This is a genomic window from Streptosporangium sp. H16, from assembly GCF_051918855.1.
Classification (GTDB): Bacteria; Actinomycetota; Actinomycetes; order Streptosporangiales; family Streptosporangiaceae; genus Streptosporangium.
Map to the genome: position 1 here is coordinate 150641 of NZ_JBPXMD010000016.1, position 16218 is coordinate 166858.

A 16218-nucleotide genomic window follows, 5' to 3' on the forward strand; every position below is an offset into this window, starting at 1 on the left:
GTCCGCGGTACGACGGTGCGCGGACCGGGAGCCGCGGTGTGACGGTCCGCGGGCCGGTGGTTCGAGAGCCGGCCGGACGGGCAAAGTCCTGGCCAAACGACGTTACGGGTCGTGCGGGGCCGGGGATTGGCGGGGTGTGTCGCCTTCACCGGGGCGCGGGACCGGGACCGGGGGTGATGGGGATGGCACCTCTCGGTGAACTCGCCGGACAGGGCTGGGCGCAGGTGGGGGCACTGCTCCTGGCCTTCGCGCTCTCGGCCATGATCGGCCTTGAGCGGGAGGTCCGCCAGAAGAGCGCGGGCCTGCGCACCCACACCCTGGTCGGCTTCGCCGCCGCCCTGATCATGCTGGTGTCGAAATACGGCTTCGCCGATGTCCTGGGGGAGAACGTCAACCTCGATCCGTCCCGGGTGGCCTCCCAGATCGTGTCCGGCATCGGCTTCCTGGGCGCGGGACTGATATTCGTCCGCGGTGACGCGGTCCGCGGCCTCACCACCGCCGCGGCCGTCTGGCTCACCGCCGGGGTGGGCATGGCGGCGGGGGCCGGGCTGTGGTTGCTGGCGATCATCGTGACCGCCGGGTACTTCGCGACGGTGTTCGTCCTCACGCCGCTGGCCGACCGGCTTCCCCGGTCCAAGTACGCACCCTCGCGGCTCCACCTGACCTACCTCGGCGAGCAGGGCGTGCTGCGGCGGGCACTGGCCGAATGCACGCGGCGGGGGTTCGGCGTGGACGAGCTGTCCGTCGGCCAGCGCCCCGAGGGGCAGAGCCCGGCGACCGTCTCGCTCTGGCTCACCGTTCACGGCGCCGGCTCGATAACGGAGCTCACCACGGCGCTCTCCGAGATCGACGGGGTGCTCGCCGTGGTGAGCCGGGACGCCAACACGGCGATGCCCTGAACCGCGGTCGCGCCCTCGGTGATCGCTCCTCGGCGTCCTCGCTGCCGGGTGCGGGGGAAGCATGTCCATGACGTGGGGATTCGCGGGTTTTTGCCGGGCGGGGATCCGGTGGATGAGTAGGGGATACTCATGCTTTCCGGCGCGGCCCTGCCTAACGTTCGGAAAGACCCGTCCTGACCGATCCACGGGGGGTGGGTGGGAAAAGGGCTGGATCCGTCCTCGTCATCGTGTCGATGACGCCGGTGCCGCTCCTCGCGGGTGTCGCACCGGCTGCCGGGAAAGCCGCGAGCCTGGCGGGGGCCGGCTCGCGGACCCCGCCAGGCCGTCCCCGGGCAACGTCACCCCGGGCGCCGAGTTCAACCGGTGGTTCGACCCCGAGGCCGCCAAGATCGTCCTTCGCCCGCCCTTCAAGAAGCAGACCGTGGAAGGCCGCGATCGTCTTCGACATCGGCACCAAGCGCTGCTGGGACCTCTACGTGGACATCATGCGCAACCAGTGAGATTTGGGTACGGGGGTACTCAGGCGCCGGGCCGGCCCACGACGGACGATGCTCTTCTCGCAGCACTCCAGGGGAGAACATCATGGGCTTGAGAACGAAGGCTGGTCTGTCATTCGCGGCGATGCTGGCGCTGTTCCTGGCCTCCATACCGCTCATCGCCACTCCCGCGGCGGCGGCGCCCCCCGGCATCAAGATCATCTTCGAGATCGAGTACCTCTTCCAGGTCGAGGACCCGGACAGCGGGGGGGTGGGCGACGGCGACTACTTCCCCAGGGTGAAGATCGCCGATGGCCCGCTGGTGACGGGCCCCCGCATCGAGGACGACGAGTTCGAGCCCCGCGGCCTGCCCGAGGCGCCCGGCGGCTGGACCTTCACCTACGAGAACTGGCCCGGCGACAAACCCACCGTGGACATCACGGTCGCGATGTGGGACTACGACAGCGATTTCAACTCCAACTCCGACCGGATGGACATCAGCCCCAACGACGAGGACTGGGAGCTGAACCTCACCTACGACCTGCGCTCGGGCACGCTCTCGGGCGACCAGCTCGTCTTCGGCGCCCCGTGCGTCCGGTCCGACGGCCGGACGGCCAAGGGCCAGTCCTGCATCCAGGGCGACGGCGACCATGGCATCCCCCGCGACAACGACGGCCGGATCACCAGGATCGGTATCACCGCCGGCGCCGAGATGCCGGACACCGACCTCGACGGCATCCCGGACCTCATCGAGCTGTCCGGCATCAGGAACGCGGCCGGTGACGTGCTCGTCGATCTGCCCGCGCTCGGCGCCGACCCGTGCCGCAAGACGGTCATCCTGCAGCTCGACCACATGGAGGACGCCGCCCCCGCCACCAGGCACTCGCACGAGCCCAAGGCGGGCGCGATCACCCTGGTCAAGAAAGCCCTGGAGGACGCGCCCATCGCGGCCACGAGTCCCTGCCCCTACCCGGGGCCGCGTCAGGACGGCATCGACTTCATCTACCGGGAGGGCGCGCAACTGGCCGAACAGGCCCAGCTGGGTCTGAACACCAATGACTTCCGCAACGCGCGCACCGCCAACTTCCCGGCCGAGCTCGCCCCCTACGCGCACTACGGGATCTTCGCGCACCGCCTGCTGAACGCCGTCGGAACCTCCGGCCAGTGCTGCGAGCCCGTCCGTGACAACAACAAGGACTTCATCGTCACTCTCGGCGACTGGCGGACCATGTGCGTGGCCGACTTCACCGCCGACTACGGCGGCGACGGCATGCTGCAGACGACCGCGGCCGGAGACGACGTCACCACCGGAACCCAGATCCACGTCGGCAACAACCGCAGGTGCGACACCACCAGCGCCCACACGACGGACGTTCAGGTGCTCACCCCGGGCACGGGCGATGTCGACGCCAACGTCGGCACCGACCAGGACCAGGCCGGCACCATCCTGCACGAGCTCTTCCACGCCATGGCCCTGCGGCACGGCGGCGACGAGAACGTCAACAACAAGCCCAACTACCTCAGTGTCATGAACTACTTCTTCCAGACGGGCATCCCCAACAGCGCGCCGCCGCTGCTGGTCGACCAGTTCCGCGACTGGAGGGTGGGCGCGGTGCGGCTGGACCTGTCCGACGGCGGGCTGCCCCAGCTGGTCGAAGGCGGGCTGGACGAGACATCGGGCATCGGCGACGGCACGGACTGGACGTTCTGGTGGGCCCCCAACGTCGCCAACCCGGGCGGCGACCCCGTGATCCGAGCCGGCGCCGGCAACGGGCCGCTCAACTGGAACGACAACCGCACGGCCGGCACCAACGTCCCGATCATCGACACGACGAACCAGCCGGTGAACATCAACAACGCGGACGGCCTGACCACGCTCACGGACCACAACGACTGGCCCGCGATCAAGTTCAGGGCACAGTCCCCCGACCGCGTCGGCTGGGCCTGCAGCGCCTGGCCCGCGGGCGCGCCTGCCTGCGGAGGCGCCGGGGGCGACGTGGAGCCGGAACTGACCTTCGACACCGCGATCCGGCAGGAGATGTCCTTCTTCAACCTCTACAACCCCGACCTGGCCATCGAGAAGACCGTCGACAAGGCCGACGCCGAGCCCGGCGACACCCTCACCTATCAGGTCAAGCTGGACAACATCGGCACAGGCGCAGCGACCCAGACAAGCGTGAAGGACACCCCGCCGACCGGCGACGTCCAGACGCGTCAGGTCGGGCAGCTCGGCGCAGGCGGCACGAAGACCGAGGCATTCACCTATGAGATCCCCTGCGACACCGAGGACGCGAAGGTCCTGACCAACAAGGCCGAGGTGACCGCGAAGGACCTCGCCGGTGGAGCCGAGGCCAACACGGCGAACAACTCCGCGACCGCCTCGACCAAGGTCCACGCGCCCAAGCTCACCCTGGACAAGCGCGCGACCACCACGGTCAACGCGGGCGAGGCGATCACGGTCGACCTGAAGGTCGCCAACGTCGGCAGTGGCAAGGCCACCGGCGTCGTCCTGACCGACACGCTCCCCAAGGAGGTCTACTACAGCCAGGCCCTCGACCGGGGCACGGGCCCCAAGCCGACCGGGGTCACCCGCAACGCCGACGGGACGACGACGCTGACGTGGTCGCTGGGCGAGCTGGCCGCGAGCGGCGACCAGTCGGTGCGGTTCACGGCCAGGCCCAGCCTGCTGTTCGTCGCCGGGGACAAGCTGACCGACCACGCCTCCGTGGCGTACGGCAACGCCAACGGCTGCACCTACGAGCCGGTGGCCGCGTCGGCCACCACGACGATCACCGAGGTCACGCCGACCCGTGACCCGCGCTCGCACGGCTACTGGAAGACCCACCCCGAGGCCCGCACAGCCGAGTTGCTGGCCCGGGTCCAGGCCACCTACCAGCGGTTCGACAGCTCCGCGAACGGGGCGCTCGACAACGCCGAGGCCGACGCGGTGCTCTCGGCCGGCGGTCCACAGCCTGGTCCCGCCAGGTTCCAGCTGCTGGCGACTCTGTTCGACCTGGCCGCGCGGCAGATCAACGCCTCGACGAAGATCGACAGTAAGCTCACCCGCGCGCTCGGGACGACCACGGTCGGACAGGCCGTCCGGTACGGCTTCGCCACGCTGGACCTGCCGGTCAACAGCTCGACGGCCCAGCGCTACGCCGACACCACCGCCCTGCTCGACGAGATCGTCAACAACAGGAGCGAGGTCTACTAGTCCCAGCGGAAGAACACGGCCGCGACGACGCCGCCGGACACGACGCCGGCGGCCAGGCCGATCAGGTTGGAGGCCTCGACGGGAGCGCCGATCCAGGCGGCCGACAGGGCCTGGCTCCCGGCGCCGAACGGCAGCCACTGCCCGATCGTCGTGATCACCTCAGGGAGGCTGTCGCGCCCGCCGAACATGCCGCCGGTGGCGCCCAGGACGAAGAAGACGCTCAGGCCGATCGCCACGGAGGAGTTCGGGGTGGGCGACAGCGCGGCGACGACCAGGCCCACGGCGTACATGGCGGCCACCGTCAGCGCCAGCACACCGAGCGCCGCGCCGACGCGCACCGGGGGGTTGGCGTCGAACGCCAGCACGGCCAGGATCCAGGCGGCCGCGACGCCGACGGCGATCTGCAGCACGCCGGCGGCCGCCTGGGCGACGAGGATCAGCACGGGCGAGGCGGGCGTCACCCCGAGACGTCGCAGGATGCCGCTGTGACGGTAGTGGGCCAGGAAGCTCGGCATGTTGACGATGCCGGTCAAGGCCACGACCATCGTGAACACCAACGGCAGCACGTGGACGTCGAACGCCGTGCGACCGTGCGCGATCGTCTCCCGGCCGGCGGACGAGGCGTTCATCACCAGGATGAGCATGGGCAGGCCGATCGGCACGATCAGCCCGGCGGTGTCGCGGGCGACCATCTTGAGCTCGCAGATCAGCAGTCCGGCCCAGGCGCGCGGGCCGGGGCGGTGGACGGTGACGTCCGTCATCGGATCGTCTCCTCGGTGTCGAGCCGGTGCCCGGTCAGGGCGACGAAGGCGTCGTCCAGGCCGGCCTGTTCGCTGCGCGTCTCGGTCGCCACGACGCCGGCGCGCACGAGCGCTACGCTGACGGCCTGGAGCAGGTCACCGCGGCCTTCGACGAGGACGTGGTCGCCGTCGGCGCGTACCCGCTCGACCTCGCCGAGTCCTTCGAGCAGCCCGCTCGGCACGGGGGTGGCCGTGCGGAAGGTGACCCGCTGGGCGAACCCGGCCCTTCGCACGAGCCCGGAGGGCGAGTCGAGGGCGATGACCCGTCCCTCGTCGAGCAGCGCGACCCGGTCGCACAGTCGTTCGACCTCCTCCATGGCGTGGCTGACGAGCAGGACGGTCACGCCGGACTCGCGCAGCCGCTCAAGGGCCGACCACATCTGGCGGCGCGCCTCGGGATCGAGCCCGGTGGTGAGCTCGTCGAGGATCACCACCCGGGGCCGCCCGACGAGGGCGAGCGCGATCGACAGCCGTTGCTGCTGGCCGCCGGAGAGATTCTCGAAGCGGGTGCGGTGGGAGGCGGTCAGGCCGACCGACTCGATCAGGCCGGCGGCCGGCAGCGGGTCGCGGTAGAAGGTCCCGTACAGGCGGACCAGCTCGGTGACCGTGAGCGCGGGGTGCAGGGTGGCCTCCTGCAACTGGACTCCGAGGACCTGGCGCAGCCGGGCCCGGTCGCGCCGGGTGTCCAGGCCGAGCACGCGGACGGTACCGCGGTCGGGCCGCCTGAGCCCGGCGATCAGCTCGACGGTGGTCGTCTTGCCGGCTCCGTTGCGTCCCAGGATGCCGAAGATCTCGCCGGCGGCGACAGAAAGGCTGACCTCCTCGACGGCGACCTTGGAGCGGTAGCGCTTGTGCAGACGGTCCGCTTCGACGGCGGGAGATGACGTTGTCGCATGCATGCCGTCGACGTTAGGAAGGGCGAGCCCCTGGCGCCTGTGCCGATGGTCAGCATAGGCACCCATGACTTTCGGCACCTCGGCGCGGATGCGAGCGTCAGTAGAGTGATGGTATGCGGCGAATCGAGCCGGACGGGTGGGCTGGGCTGGCGGTGCTACTGGTATGCCTCGCGGTGGGCATCCCGATACTGCTCGGCGCGGCCCGGACATGGGTGCCCCTGCCGGTGTGGGGCGTGCTGTTCGTGGCGCTGCTGGTCACCTCGCTGACCGCCGCGCTCTGGGAGGATCGCCGGCCGAGGCGGGCGTGGGCCTGCTACGGCGCGGCCGTCGCGCTGGGATGGCTGACGGTCCTGACGGCGCCCGGCGCCGGGTGGCTGCCGATCCTGCTGGTCTTCACCGCGGCCTTGAGCGCGTACGTCGCGCCGCCGTGGGCGGGCCCGGTGGTGGTCGTGCTCAACACCGTCGTCATCGCCGCGAGCGTGGGCCTCACCGGCGCCACCCTCACCGAGATCGGCCTCAGCGCGCTGCTGTACCTGCTGATCCAGGTCGCGACGCTGCTGAGCTCGCTGGCGACCATCCGGGAGCAGCGGATACGCCGCGAGCTGAGTGAGGCGCATCTGGAGCTGCGGGCGGCGAGCGTCATCCTGGCCGACACCGCACGCGCCCACGAACGCCTGCGCATCGCCCGGGAACTGCACGACCTGATGGGGCACCAGCTCACGGCGCTCACCCTGGAGCTGGAGGTCGCCCGGCACCACGACGGCCCCGGCGCGCGCGTGCACGTCGAGCGCGCCGACCGGGTGGCGCGGGACCTGCTCCGCGACGTGCGCACGACCGTCGGGCAGCTGCGCGCCGACGCGCCCGATCTGCGCGAGTCCCTGGCCGCCGTGGTACGCGACATTCCCGGCCTCGACATCGGCGTGTGGATCGACGACGACGTACGTCCCACCGAGGAGGTGACCATGACGCTCATCCGCGTCGTCCAGGAGATCGTCACCAACACCATCCGGCACGCGGACGCGACCTCGCTGCGCATCCGGATCGAGAGCACCCCGGACCGGGTCGTGAAGCTCACCTCCGTCGACGACGGGCGCGGCAGCCCTCAACTGCGGCCGGGCAACGGGCTGCGCGGCCTGAGCGAGCGGATCGACGCGATCGGAGGCGACGTGCGGCTCGACGGCAGCGACGGTTTCCGCGTCACCGCCAGGGTGCCCGCGCGGTGATCCGGGTGATCGTGGTCGACGACCAGACCCTGGTCCGGCAGGGCATCCGCAGCCTGCTCGACCTGACCGACGACATCGAGGTGGTGGGGGAGTCCGACGACGGCATGTCCGCGCTGGCGGCGATCGAGGAGCACGCCCCCGACGTCGTCCTGCTCGACCTGCGCATGCCCCGCCACGACGGCATCTGGGTGCTCGAGGCGTTGCGGGAGCGCGCGGACGACTCGCCGCCGGTGCTCGTGCTGACCACGTTCGACAACGACACCCTGGTGCTGGACGCGATGCGGGCGGGGGCATGCGGCTACCTGCTGAAGGACGTGACGCTCGAACGGCTGACCCGGGCCATCCGCGTCCTGGCCGACGGAGGGACGCTGATCTCGCCGTCGATCACCGATCGGCTGCTGCGCGCGGTGCACCGCCGCCGGCCGGCGGACGACGACCTGCCCGCGATCCAGCGGCTCACCGAACGAGAGGTGGAGGTGCTGCGGCTCGTCGCGGAGGGTTACAGCAACCGCGAGATCGCCCAGGCCCTGTTCCTGGCCGAAGGCACGGTGAAGAACCACGTCTCGACCATGCTGCTCAAACTCGGGGCGCGCGACCGGACCAACGCGGTGCTGCGCGCCCTGCACGCCAACATCCTCGACTGACAGTCGGTAGGCATTTGGTCTAATTCGCTGATGCTGGCATGCTCCTTTCCGGGACTCGGCTGCCCGGAACCCGGCGTGTGCGGCAGGGCGCCGGCCGCCGGACCACTCGGGCGGGTTCGCGGCGGGGGAGGAGCACGATGGCCGGTACGGAGCTCAGATCCGGCGACCCCACCGCCTTCGGGCCGTACACGATCGAGGCCAGGCTGGGTGAGGGCGGGCAGGGCACGGTCTACCTCGGCCGTGACCCGGCCGGTGAGCGCGTCGCGGTCAAGGTGCTGCACCCGAGGTTCGCCGCCGACCAGGTCGCGAGGACGCGCTTCCAACGGGAGATCGCCGTCGCCCGGCAGATCGCCGAGTTCTGCACCGCCCGGGTGCTCGACGCGGGGGAGAGCGACGACCACCTCTACGTGGTGAGCGAGTTCATCGACGGGCCGTCGCTGCAGCAGGCCGTCGAGAGCGAGGGGCCGCGCGACGGCGCCGCCCTGCAGCGCGTCGCGATCAGCACGGCCACCGCGCTCGTCGCCATCCACCAGGCGGGGATCGCGCACCGCGACTTCAAACCGGCCAACGTGCTCCTCGGCTTCGACGGCCCGCGGGTCATCGACTTCGGCATCTCCAAGGCGCTCGACGCAGGGCCCGCCCAGACCAGCGGCGCCATCGGGACCCCGGCCTACATGTCACCCGAGCAGGTGCACGGTCAGCTCGTCGCCGCTCCCTCGGACGTGTTCAGCTGGGCCGTGACGATGGTGTTCGCGGCCACCGGCGGCCCCGCGTTCGGCCAGGACTCCATCCCGGCCGTGCTCCACCGCATCCTCAACGCCGAGCCCGACCTGTCCGGGGTGCCCGAGGGGCTGCGGCCGCTGCTGCGCGCCTGCCTGGCCAAGACCCCCGCCGACCGGCCGACCGCCCCCGACCTGCTGTTCCGGCTGATCCGCCAGCCGTCGGCGGGTGCCGTCGCGCCACCGTCACCGCCGCGGGCCGGGGACCCGGTACGGGACCGGCCGCCGTCGCCCCAGCCGTCCCCCGGTTGGGACGGCGAGTCCGGGCAGCCGTCTCCCGGGTGGAGTGCCGGCTCCCGGCAGCCGTCCCAGCTCCCGCCGTCCCAGCTCCCGCCGTCCCCGCCGTTGTCGCCACCCGGGCTGGGCACCGCGCCCGCGCAGCCGTCGTACGCCGGGCGGTCACCGATCGGCCCGGGCGCCATGCCGGGGCAGTGGCGCCCGGCGGATCCCGGGGGACAGGCCTTTCCCGGTGACACGCGGGAGGGATCCGCCGACGCGACCGCGCCCGGCGGGTCCGGACGATCGCGCCCGTGGCGGATCGGGGCCGCCGTCGCGGCCTCCGCCCTCGCGGTCTCCGCGGGAGTCTTCGTGCTCCCGCCGCTGCTGGCGGGTACGGGGGAGGAGCCCGCGGACCCCACCCCCGTCGCGCTGACCGGATCCCCGTCGGTCTCCGCCGGATCGCCCTCGCCCGGCGAATCAGCACCGCCCAGCACTTCGCCGTCTCCCAGCGGTTCCCCCTCTCCCGGTGGATCGGCGTCCCCCGCGGCCACCCCCACCTCGGTCACCGGGGACTGGAGGAGCGCGCCGGTCGGCGGCCCGCTGCGCGGCCATCGCGACGACCTCCAGACGGTGGCGATCGCCCAGATCGGCGGCAGGCCCGTGATCGTCTCCGGTGCCAACGACCGCACCGTCCGCCTGTGGGACCTCGCCACCCGCAGGCCGCTGGCCACGCTCACCGGGCACACCAACTGGGTGCGCTCCGTCGCGGTCACCGAGCTGGACGGCAGGACGATCGCGGTGTCGGGCGGCGACGACGGCACCGTACGCCGCTGGGACCTCACCACCCGCAAGCCGGTCGGCAGGCCCTTCGACGCCGCCGTGCCCGTCTTCTCCCTCGCCCTGGCCACCCTCGACGGCGAGCCCGTCGTGGTGACCGGCGGCCGCGACGGGAGCCTGCGCCTGTGGGACCTGAGGACGGGCGCCGCGATCGGCAAGGCCCGCCGCGCCTCCGCCGGCGCCGTGTTCGGCCTGGCCACCGCCGAGCTCGACGGCGAGCCCGTCGTGTTCACCGGTGGCGGCGACGGCACGGTGCGCCGCTGGCCGCTCCGCTCGGGGCCCGGCGAGACGATCCTCACCCAGCGGTCCCAGGTCACGGTCGTCACCACGGCCGAGCTGGACGGCAGGCTCGTGGTGCTGTCCGCCGGAGGCGCGCAGGACATCCACATCGACGACGCCGCGGGCGCCGGTGAGGTGCGCCCGCCCATCCGGAGTCACAGCGGCTGGGTCTACTCCCTGGCCGTCGGCCGGGTGGGGTCGCTCACCGTCGTCGTCTCCGGCAGCAACGACTCCACCGCGCGGGTCCACCACCTCGACACGGGAAAGCCGGCGGGGCGGCCGTTCAAGGCCCACGACCACAACGTGTTCGCCGCCGCGGTGACCGAACTCGGCGGGCGCCCCGTCGCGGTCACCGGAGGCGGCGACGACACCGTCCGCGTCTGGCGCCTGGGCTGACCGGTCCCCGGGGCCCCGGCCTCGACCTGCCGTGCGCGACCTCTTCCGGAGCGTGTCGCTTGTCCCGGAGCGCGCCGCGCCGGGTCAGCGACCGGCGGCGAGTTCCGAGAAGATCTCCACCAGTTCCGGCCGGTCGAACGGGCCGACGTGGGGGGCCGCGACGCTCCGCACGTCGGTCGGGTTGTCCGGAGTGAGGCGGTCGGCCTCCGCGACGAACCGGTCCTGCAACGCGGGCGGGATCAGCCGGTCGAGGGTGAAACGCACGTAGGTCCGGGGAATCCGGCCCCAGGTGTGCGCCTCGCCCCGGGCCTCGGCCAGGGGAATGCCGGCGCTCTCGTCCGGCTCCAGCGCGCCGAGCAGCCGCCGCACCCCCTCGTCGGTGAAGTCTCCGGCGAGGGCGTCCCTGACGGCGTGGAACACCGCCGGGTCGGCCGAGCGCCAGTTGAGCCGGGTCGCCCCCAGGACCGCCGGATCGGCGACCACGGTCGCGGCGATCCGGGGGAGCAGGCTGTCGCCGTTCTCCGGCGTCTCGAGGTAGGCGGCCATGTTCGGCAGGTCCACGCAGCAGTACGCCGCGACATAGACGACCCGGTCGAGCAGTTCGGGGACGGCGTTGCCGACCCTGCTCACGGTGACGCCGCCCTGGCTCATGCCGGCGAGGATCACCGGCCCGTGACGGCGGGCGCGGCGCACCACGTCCACGACGCGCTCGACATAGTCGTCGATGGTGATCTTGGCGAGCGGCGACGGTTCGATCGCCAGCTCCCCGAGGTCCTGCGGGGCCTGGTACGAACGGGGGTAGAACGCCTCGGCGCCGTGCCCCGGGAGGTCGACGGCCACGCACCGGTGCCCGCGCAGGGTGAGCTCGGTGGTGAGCCCCGAGGCCCAGGCCGACGAGGAGTGCGTGCCGTGGACGAGCACCAGGGTCGGCGGCCGCCGGTCGGCGTCGCGGTTCGTTGTCATCGACGTTCTCTCTTCCTGTTTGTTGGACGGGTGGTGTGAGCCGGTGGTCAGCGGCGCGGCGGGCGCCACATCGGCCACAGGGGCGGGCCGTCCGCCACCCGGACCGGCTCGCCGAGATCCTCGAATCCGTGCCGCAGGTAGAGGGCGTGGCTGCGGGGCGAGCTCGCTTCCAGATACGCGGCGAGCCCGTCGGCGTCCGCTCGCTCCAGCCGGTGCCGCAACATCGCCGAGCCGAGCCCGGTTCCCTGCCGCTCGCTGACCACTCCCATGCACGGGAGGTAGAGGTGCGGTTCGCGGTCGGGATGCCGCGAGGCCAGCGCCCGGCCCAGGGCCGTCAATCGCGCGCCGTCCTCACCGAAGGCCGTTTCCCGGCCCGCGCCGGACGCGTCCGGGTGCTCCTCGTGGGGCGTCCGGCCCGCGGCCAGGATCAGCCATATCGAGGCGCCCTCGCGGTGGCCGGCCAGATACGCCTCGGCGGCGGGACGGGCGAGCAGGGAGCGGTGATGGTGCGCCTGGAGACGGCCCCGCCGGCCCGCGTCGGGAAAGAGCCAGCGGACGAGGGGATCGTTCGTGAACGCCTCGGTCAGGACGTCCGAGACCGCCTGCCGGTCCGTGTCATCCGCCCGCCGCACGGATGCGTACGGTGTATCGACTGTCATGGGTACAGCGTATTGAGCCGGTCATATAAATGGTCATATTTCGAGGTTCCGGCACGCCAAAGTGAACTGGTACGGAGAGATTGAACTAGTACACTCGTCGCGTTCGGCAACCTCACCAGGAGATCGGGGGCTCTTCCATGCCGTCGTCTGCGCAGCGACCGGAACCGCCGTACCGGCAGATCGTCGCGGAGATCCGCGCCCGGATCCTGGCCGGTGACCTGAGGCCCGGGGATCGGGTGCCGTCCGTCCGGGAGATCGCCCGGAGATGGGGCGTCGCGGTCGCGACCGCGACCAGGGTGATGGCCACCCTCCGCGACGAGGGGCTGGTCGAGACGAGGGTCGGCGCCGGCACGGTGGTCGGCGCCCTCACCGGCCGGACGCGGCCGGTCGTCGTGCCCCCTCCTCCCGGACCACGGCGGGCCGGCGTTCCCAGGCAGGCGCTGAGCCGGAAGCGGACGCTCCGCGCCGCCATCGCGATCGCCGACACCGAGGGACTCGACGCCGTGTCCATGCGGCGGCTCGCGGCCGAGTTCGGCGTCGGCCCGATGTCGCTGTACCGGCACGTGTCGAGCAAGGAGGAGCTGGTGACGCAGATGACCGACGAGGTCTTCGGTGAACCCGAGCTACCCGTCCCGGGGCCGGACGGCTGGCGGGCCAGGCTCGAACTGATCTCCCGCCTGCAGTGGGAGCTGTGCCGGCGGCACCTCTGGCTGCCCAGGGCCGTCTCGCTCGTCCGCCCGTCGCTGGCGCCCAACGTGATGGAGCACACCGAATGGACCCTGCGCGCGCTCGACGGGCTCGGATTGCCCATGACGACCCGGATCCGCGAGGCGCTCACGCTGCCCGCGCTGGTCCTCAGCGTCGCGCTGTCCATGGCGGACGAGGCCGAGGCCGAGCAGGAGACCGGGGTGACGCTCGACCGGTGGTGGCTGGCGCAGCGGGAGCGGGCCGACGAGCTCCTCGACTCCGGACGGTTCCCGCTGCTGGCCACGCTCACCGGGGAGGAGGTGCCGGACGTGGACGGATTGTTCGAGTACAGCCTCGCGCGCCATCTCGACGGTTTCGCCGCCCTGGTGGAGCGGACGCGCCCATAGCTCCGTCTCGTCGGGCGGCTGTCGCGAACTACCCGGCTCCCAGCAGGGCGATGGCGGACAGGGTGCCCAGGGACAGGACACTGGAGACGAGGATGGCGTCGCGGGGCAGGTCGGTGGGGCGGCCGTACTCGGCGGCGTACACGAACGTGTTCTGCGCGGTGGGAAGCCCGGCGAACAGGACGGCCGCGAAGAGCGCCGGGCCGTCGAGGTGGAGGAGGAAGCGCCCGGCCAGGAAGGCCACCAGCGGCTGGAGCAGCAGCTTGAGCGTCACCGCCGGCGCCGTCCCGCGCCAGGAGACGGCCGAGCCGTTCAGGGACATGCCCAGCGAGAAGAGCGCCAGGGGCACCGCGGCGCCGCCGAGGATCTCCAGGGGCCGCAGCGCGAGGTCGGGCAGTCGCAGGCCGAGGGCCGACACGCCCAGGCCGAGGAACGAGGCGATCACGATCGGCGTCCGCAGCGGGGCGAGGAAGGACGCGCGCCCGGCCCCGAGGCCGAGGAAGATCAGCGGGGAGACCAGCAGGACCTGGAAGATCAGGACCGACACCACGAACGTCGCGTCGTTCAGGACGTACAGGCCGACGGGGATGCCGAGGTTGCCGGCGTTGACGTAGGCCGACGACATCGCGCCGAGCACCCGTTCCGGCAGCCCGCCGCGGAACAGCGCGAGCGCGAGCAGGCCGACGGCGAAGGTGCTGACCGCGAAGGCGAGCAGCGGGCCGGGCTGGATCCGGTCGAGCGGGGTACGGCTGAGCGTCGTGAACAGCACCGCGGGCATCGCGACGGTGAACGCGAACCGCGTCAGCGCCTGCCGGGCCTGGTCGCTCGCCCACTCGAACCGGGCGGCCAGCCAGCCGAGGGCGCCGATACACCATATCGGGATGAATGCTGCGATAACCGACTGCACCCGGCATACCGTAGCCGGGCCCTCGCGCGGGGCCGGGAGACCGGCCCCGACCGGCACGGCTTTCCGGGCCGCGCCGGCCAGGGCCGGGCCGTGTCAGTCAGGGCAGGTCAGGTCAGGGCAGGTCAGGGCCGGGCGGGGGTCAGCGCCAGGAGTCGGTGCGCGTCGCGGTGCCGCCCGACGGGGTGGTGAAGGAGCGGTCGGGGTCGCTCTCCCAGGTCACCGAGCCGTCGGAGTTCTTCTTGACGTACTTGTACCGGACCGTCGTGCCGGCCGGCAGGTTCACCGTGGCCCTCCAGACCGGGTACGCGGCCGACGACAGGGCGACGGCGTTCGCCGGGTTCCAGGAGCCCAGCGCGGCGACGTCGCCGACGACGAAGACGTTCTGGCCCCAGCTCGTGGTCACGGTCGCGTTGAACGTGGTGGCGACCTGGCCGGGGTCGACCGTCGGCGTCGGGCTGGGGCCGGGGCCCGAGGCGCCGGTGTGGACGGCGACCGCGCCCCTGGCCGGGACGGTCACCGAGGCCGAGCCGTCCGCGCCGACGGTCACCGAGCCGCCGCCCGCGACGTTGGCGTAGGTCCCGGCGGGCAGGCCGGTGGAGAAGGTGCGGGTGACGGCGCCGCCCTCGTTGTTGATCGCGACCCAGCCCTTGGCGCCCCGGCTGAAGGCGATCACGTTGTCGCCGTTGTCGTACCAGTTGCCGACCGAGGTGCCCTGCACGGCGCGGTTGAAGCCGACCATGCCGTTCATCTGGCGGTGGAAGCAGGTCCACCGGCCGTTGCCGCAGTCGGCGTCGGTGGCGAAGCCGCCGCCGGCCGACGGCGGGCCGGCCTCGCCGTCGCTCCAGGTGAACCCGGAGTAGACCCTGGGCGTGCCGTACGGCCAGGCGAGCATGAAGACGTTGGCCAGCCGGTAGGCGTCGCCGTACTTGTAGTTCATGGTCGAGCCGTTGCGCTCGGTGTCGTGGTTGTCGACGAACACCACGGCCTTGTCGCTCGGCACCGACAGGCCCCAGCTCTGCCCGAAGGACCGCAGGTTCCTGATCTGGCCGCCGTTGAACTGCTCCTTGAGCTTGCGCCCGTACACGAACTCGTGCACGTCGCCGACGCCGGTGTACTGGCTCGGGCTGATCGCCTCGCCGTCGCCCTGGATGACCTCCTGGTGGATGTACGGCGAGCCGGTGAGCCTGCCCTTGATCGCGGCGAGGTCGCCGGGGTCGATGTGCTTGGCGGCGTCGATGCGGAAGCCGTCCACGCCCAGGGAGGTCAGCTTGTTGAGGTAGCCGGCGATCTGGTCGCGGACGTACTCGGAGCCGGTGTTGAGGTCGGCCAGGCCGACCAGCTCGCAGTTCTGCACCCGCCAGGCGTCGCCTGTGTAGTCGGAGCCGTTGATCGTGCAGGCGGGGGAGTGGAAGTCGGCGGCGGAGTAGAGCCCGGGGTAGTTGTACTTGCCGAAGCCGTAGCCGCCGTAGCTGGTGCTGCCCTGGCCGGTCATGTGGTTGACGACGGCGTCGGCGTGCACCTTGACGCCGGCCGCGTGGCAGGCGTTCACCATGTTCCTGAACGCGTTCTCGTCACCGAACTTGCCGGTGAGGGTGTAGCGGGCGGGCTGGTAGATGTCCCACCAGACCGAGCCGCCCCGCGACATCGAGTCGTTCGGCGGGGAGACCTGCACGGCGGCGTATCCGGCAGGGCCGAGGACGTCGGTGCACTCCCTGGCGACGGAGTTCCAGTTCCAGTTCCACAGCTTCACGATCGGGCCGGGGGTGGGCGGCGCCGCCTGGGCGGGGAGCGCGCCGGGCACCAGCACGGCGGCGCTCACCAGAGCGCTTAACGCCGTGGCAACGACGACTCTGTAGGGTTTCACGAGGGGGCCTCCAGGATCGATGGACGGGTTCCCTGGCCGGGCCGGGTGCTGCAACACCTGGCCCGGCCGCCT

At 71.9% G+C, this 16218-nt stretch carries 12 protein-coding genes; 6 read left to right on the forward strand and 6 right to left on the reverse strand.

The genetic code is table 11. From position 1 onward, the window contains the following. Positions 1-182 precede the first annotated feature (182 nt). On the forward strand, positions 183-899 hold the full coding sequence (locus ACTOQ2_RS25885) for an MgtC/SapB family protein (protein ID WP_440102904.1): 717 nt from the start codon (positions 183-185) through the stop codon (positions 897-899). 582 nt (positions 900-1481) lie between these two features. After that, positions 1482-4589, forward strand: coding sequence for a CARDB domain-containing protein (locus ACTOQ2_RS25890; protein WP_440102906.1), 3108 nt, complete (start codon positions 1482-1484; stop codon positions 4587-4589). Here ACTOQ2_RS25890 and ACTOQ2_RS25895 read toward each other — a convergent pair. Together ACTOQ2_RS25895 and ACTOQ2_RS25900 are read right to left on the reverse strand one after the other, a co-directional pair. Then, entirely contained in the window at positions 4586-5350 is a 765-nt protein-coding gene (locus tag ACTOQ2_RS25895) for an ABC transporter permease (RefSeq protein WP_440102908.1), read from the reverse strand. The two genes, ACTOQ2_RS25890 and ACTOQ2_RS25895, sit on opposite strands and share 4 nt — an antisense overlap. Continuing rightward, a complete protein-coding gene (locus ACTOQ2_RS25900) occupies positions 5347-6288 on the reverse strand; it encodes an ABC transporter ATP-binding protein (protein WP_440102910.1) in 942 nt (313 codons plus the stop codon). Before ACTOQ2_RS25900 ends, ACTOQ2_RS25895 begins: the two co-directional genes overlap by 4 nt. Positions 6289-6398: 110 nt before the next feature. Here ACTOQ2_RS25900 and ACTOQ2_RS25905 point away from each other — a divergent pair, with 110 nt between their 5' ends. The 3 genes from ACTOQ2_RS25905 (at position 6399) to ACTOQ2_RS25915 (ending at position 10662) form a co-directional block, all read left to right on the forward strand. Then, positions 6399-7508 carry a sensor histidine kinase gene (locus ACTOQ2_RS25905; RefSeq protein ID WP_440102912.1) on the forward strand — a complete coding sequence of 370 codons (1110 nt, stop codon included), beginning with the start codon at positions 6399-6401 and terminating at the stop codon, positions 7506-7508. Then, on the forward strand, positions 7505-8152 hold the full coding sequence (locus ACTOQ2_RS25910; RefSeq protein ID WP_440102914.1) for a response regulator: 648 nt from the start codon (positions 7505-7507) through the stop codon (positions 8150-8152). Before ACTOQ2_RS25905 ends, ACTOQ2_RS25910 begins: the two co-directional genes overlap by 4 nt. Positions 8153-8289: 137 nt before the next feature. After that, a complete protein-coding gene (locus ACTOQ2_RS25915; protein ID WP_440102916.1) occupies positions 8290-10662 on the forward strand; it encodes a protein kinase domain-containing protein in 2373 nt (790 codons plus the stop codon). Between the two features lie 84 nt (positions 10663-10746). Here ACTOQ2_RS25915 and ACTOQ2_RS25920 read toward each other — a convergent pair whose 3' ends face one another. Both ACTOQ2_RS25920 and ACTOQ2_RS25925 read right to left on the reverse strand, forming a co-directional pair. Further along, the gene (locus ACTOQ2_RS25920) at positions 10747-11625 is read right to left on the reverse strand and encodes an alpha/beta hydrolase (RefSeq protein ID WP_440102918.1); all 879 of its coding nucleotides are present in this window, start codon (positions 11623-11625) and stop codon (positions 10747-10749) included. A gap of 47 nt (positions 11626-11672) precedes the next feature. Continuing rightward, the gene (locus ACTOQ2_RS25925) at positions 11673-12284 is read right to left on the reverse strand and encodes a GNAT family N-acetyltransferase (RefSeq protein ID WP_440102920.1); all 612 of its coding nucleotides are present in this window, start codon (positions 12282-12284) and stop codon (positions 11673-11675) included. Positions 12285-12421: 137 nt separating this feature from the next. Here ACTOQ2_RS25925 and ACTOQ2_RS25930 point away from each other — a divergent pair, with 137 nt between their 5' ends. After that, positions 12422-13378 (forward strand): GntR family transcriptional regulator, encoded by a 957-nt coding sequence (locus tag ACTOQ2_RS25930; RefSeq protein WP_440102922.1) that lies wholly within the window; start codon positions 12422-12424, stop codon positions 13376-13378. Positions 13379-13406: 28 nt separating this feature from the next. Here ACTOQ2_RS25930 and ACTOQ2_RS25935 read toward each other — a convergent pair whose 3' ends face one another. Together ACTOQ2_RS25935 and ACTOQ2_RS25940 are read right to left on the reverse strand one after the other, a co-directional pair. Beyond that, the gene (locus ACTOQ2_RS25935; protein WP_440102923.1) at positions 13407-14282 is read right to left on the reverse strand and encodes an AEC family transporter; all 876 of its coding nucleotides are present in this window, start codon (positions 14280-14282) and stop codon (positions 13407-13409) included. Between the two features lie 139 nt (positions 14283-14421). After that, positions 14422-16101, reverse strand: coding sequence for a carbohydrate-binding module family 20 domain-containing protein (locus ACTOQ2_RS25940; RefSeq protein WP_440102925.1), 1680 nt, complete (start codon positions 16099-16101; stop codon positions 14422-14424). Positions 16102-16218 lie beyond the last annotated feature (117 nt).

Excerpts from the sequence above, each read along its gene's own strand:
- ACTOQ2_RS25885 (WP_440102904.1), top strand. The coding sequence starts at position 183 with ATGGCACCTCTCGGTGAACTCGCCGGACAGGGCTGGGCGCAGGTGGGG.
- ACTOQ2_RS25890 (WP_440102906.1), top strand. The coding sequence starts at position 1,482 with ATGGGCTTGAGAACGAAGGCTGGTCTGTCATTCGCGGCGATGCTGGCG.
- ACTOQ2_RS25895 (WP_440102908.1), bottom strand. The coding sequence starts at position 5,350 with ATGACGGACGTCACCGTCCACCGCCCCGGCCCGCGCGCCTGGGCCGGA.
- ACTOQ2_RS25900 (WP_440102910.1), bottom strand. The coding sequence starts at position 6,288 with ATGCATGCGACAACGTCATCTCCCGCCGTCGAAGCGGACCGTCTGCAC.
- ACTOQ2_RS25905 (WP_440102912.1), top strand. The coding sequence starts at position 6,399 with ATGCGGCGAATCGAGCCGGACGGGTGGGCTGGGCTGGCGGTGCTACTG.
- ACTOQ2_RS25915 (WP_440102916.1), top strand. The coding sequence starts at position 8,290 with ATGGCCGGTACGGAGCTCAGATCCGGCGACCCCACCGCCTTCGGGCCG.
- ACTOQ2_RS25920 (WP_440102918.1), bottom strand. The coding sequence starts at position 11,625 with ATGACAACGAACCGCGACGCCGACCGGCGGCCGCCGACCCTGGTGCTC.
- ACTOQ2_RS25925 (WP_440102920.1), bottom strand. The coding sequence starts at position 12,284 with ATGACAGTCGATACACCGTACGCATCCGTGCGGCGGGCGGATGACACG.
- ACTOQ2_RS25930 (WP_440102922.1), top strand. The coding sequence starts at position 12,422 with ATGCCGTCGTCTGCGCAGCGACCGGAACCGCCGTACCGGCAGATCGTC.